This window comes from Deltaproteobacteria bacterium GWC2_65_14 (assembly GCA_001797615.1).
GTDB lineage: Bacteria > Desulfobacterota > Deferrimicrobia > Deferrimicrobiales > Deferrimicrobiaceae > GWC2-65-14.
This window is the reverse complement of the sequence record MGPV01000040.1, coordinates 55013-57257: the sequence shown is the minus strand read 5'-3', so window position 1 is coordinate 57257 and position 2245 is coordinate 55013. Positions and strand designations below refer to the sequence as shown.

The window sequence follows — 2245 nt, the reverse complement described above, 5'->3', positions numbered from 1 at the left end:
GTTCCCGCTGGCGCCCCTTTCGCCCGACCGGCTGGCCGACCTGCGGAGGGAGACGATCGGCTTCATCTTCCAGGCCTACCACCTTCTCCCCTATCTCACGGCGCGGGAGAACGTGATGGTGCCGATGTCCCCGTCTCCGGGGCGGACGAAGGACAAGATGGAGCGGGCCGACCTGCTCCTTTCCTCGGTGGGGCTTGCGGGGAAAGAGGAGCGGCTCCCCTCGCAGCTTTCCGGCGGCGAGTGCCAGCGGGTCGCAATCGCAAGGGCGCTGGTCCACGACCCCCCGGTCCTGCTGGCGGACGAGCCGACGGGGAACCTGGACACCGAGACGGGAGGGCAGATTCTCGACCTGTTTTCAACCCTGCACCGGTCGGGGAAGACGGTGATCCTGGTGACCCACAACCGGGCGAATCTGGGCCGGGCGACCCGCTCCGTACGGCTGCGGGACGGCCGGCTCGTGGAGGATGCGCGGACCCCGTCGCGGGCGGCCGTGTAAGGAGGCGAGACGATGGAACAGGATAGGCAGGATAGGAACGAACATTCCGCCGAACCGGGGAAGCAGGAGAGGGAGGAACCGGGAGAATTGTTCGACCTTGGCCCGCCGGAACGGGAAGAGGAGGTTCGATCCAGGCCCACCTGGCGGGGGCTGCTGATCGCCGTGATCGCGGCGGTCATCCTGTCGGTCGGGGCGACCCTTCTCCTCGGAGGGAGCTATGGTTTCACCCGGGAGGGCGCCCGGCAAGGATGCGGCCCGGGGAGCGAATGCTGCCCGCCGGCGGATTCCCGGCCGGCCGGGGGGTGACCGTCCGTATCCATTGAGCCGGTCGACAGCATCGGTCCTGCCGGCTTGCCTTCGGAACGAAAGGAGAAATGAGGGATGCGAAGGCGGTATACCGTGTATCGGATGGAACCCGTGACCGGGAGGAAAGAGCCGATCGGCTGCGTTTGGGAGCGCCGAAGGAGCGAGCGGGAAACACAGCGGAATTTTCTCGCGCTCCTGGTGGAGGCGAGGAAACTTTTCGGAGACGGGCCGGGCGAGGCGATCCACATCGTGATCGACCACCCGAACAGGAAGGAGCAACCGGAGGAAACCGGGGACGCGGAAGAAGACGGGGCGGAACGGTTGGAATATCTGAGGAAAGGAGAACGGTGATGGGACCGGGAAAAAAGGGATTCATCCGGGATGTCCGGGGGGAGGCGGTCGCGATTCTGATGGCGGCAATGATGATCGGCGGATTCCTGTTCTGGCTGACGGCTGGTCATCTTCGCGGAATGCATGGAGGGAACCGGGAGGGGTTGGAATCTCGTCCGGCGGTCGCCGTCGCTCCGGTGCAGAAGGATTCACAGACAGGGGCGGGACGGGAGGGATCCCCCCCAATGCCTTCGGAGGAGTCGTTTGAAAAAGATCGGGGCGTAAATAATTCGCGGTCCGATGAATAGTTTCCGGATCGAAAACGGTCAAACAACAGGGTCGGACGCTTCCGGCCGAAAAGGAGGATTCACGATGAAAAGGGGATTGCGGTTCACGCTCTGTTTCCTGGCTCTGGGTGCGTTCGCGTTTACCGGGGCATCCGTCGCGGGCGAGAAGGGGCATGGCTCGATGTCCGGGATGCACGACAAGGAGAAGATGGAAGGGCACGGCATGATGAAGATGGGGGACAAGATCTTCGAGGGGAAGGTAGGCTCCTTCCACGGGGAGGCCCGGCTGGCGGACATGAAGGCCCAGATGGAGAAGGCGAAGGCCTCCGGGATGGCGATGCACGGGGCGATGGCGAACACCCACCACCTGTCGCTGCTCCTGACCGATCAGAAGACGAAGAAGGCGGTCACCGAGGGGAAGGGATCCGTCACGGTCACCGGTCCCGACAAGAAAAAGGCCACGACCGAGTTCATGGTGATAGAGGGGCATTTCGGCGCCGACGTCAACCTGCCCGACCCCGGGAAGTACTCCTTCCAGGTCGAGGTGGATTCGGGAGGAACGAAGGGCAGCGCCACCTTTCACCACACGGTGAAATAACGCTCCGCAACGTCCGGGGACCGGGGAGGATGCCAAGGAACGGGAAGCACCGGAGTACATTGCGAAGGCTTGTGAATAATATTCTTCATCGGGTTTCCGGATCGTTTGCGCTTCAAAGACGTAGCATGCCGGAAAACATGAAATGTTTTGCTTGCCTCATCGGTGGATGAACTGGCATGACAGGTGCACGAGGGAAGGCAGGTAAAGAGATCGTTGGAATCAGCACCG

Annotated in this window: 4 protein-coding genes and 1 pseudogene (1 of these 5 only partly in view); all 5 read left to right on the top strand. The window is 62.9% G+C overall.

The window, feature by feature from the left end; translation table 11 throughout:
* Nucleotides 1-496 (top strand): annotated as a pseudogene (locus A2X88_01315) (hypothetical protein) (it extends 162 nt beyond the left edge of the window).
* A gap of 12 nt (nucleotides 497-508) precedes the next feature.
* Nucleotides 509-802 (top strand): hypothetical protein, encoded by a 294-nt coding sequence (locus A2X88_01310; protein ID OGP33996.1) that lies wholly within the window; start codon nucleotides 509-511, stop codon nucleotides 800-802.
* Between the two features lie 75 nt (nucleotides 803-877).
* Complete coding sequence (locus A2X88_01305) at nucleotides 878-1153, top strand: hypothetical protein (GenBank protein OGP33995.1); 276 nt, start codon at nucleotides 878-880, stop codon at nucleotides 1151-1153.
* On the top strand, nucleotides 1153-1440 hold the full coding sequence (locus A2X88_01300; GenBank protein ID OGP33994.1) for a hypothetical protein: 288 nt from the start codon (nucleotides 1153-1155) through the stop codon (nucleotides 1438-1440). Before A2X88_01305 ends, A2X88_01300 begins: the two co-directional genes overlap by 1 nt.
* A 64-nt stretch (nucleotides 1441-1504) precedes the next feature.
* Complete coding sequence (locus A2X88_01295) at nucleotides 1505-2017, top strand: hypothetical protein (protein OGP33993.1); 513 nt, start codon at nucleotides 1505-1507, stop codon at nucleotides 2015-2017.
* Nucleotides 2018-2245 lie beyond the last annotated feature (228 nt).

Excerpts from the sequence above, each read along its gene's own strand:
- A2X88_01300 (OGP33994.1), top strand. The coding sequence starts at position 1,153 with ATGGGACCGGGAAAAAAGGGATTCATCCGGGATGTCCGGGGGGAGGCG.
- A2X88_01295 (OGP33993.1), top strand. The coding sequence starts at position 1,505 with ATGAAAAGGGGATTGCGGTTCACGCTCTGTTTCCTGGCTCTGGGTGCG.
- A2X88_01310 (OGP33996.1), top strand. The coding sequence starts at position 509 with ATGGAACAGGATAGGCAGGATAGGAACGAACATTCCGCCGAACCGGGG.
- A2X88_01305 (OGP33995.1), top strand. The coding sequence starts at position 878 with ATGCGAAGGCGGTATACCGTGTATCGGATGGAACCCGTGACCGGGAGG.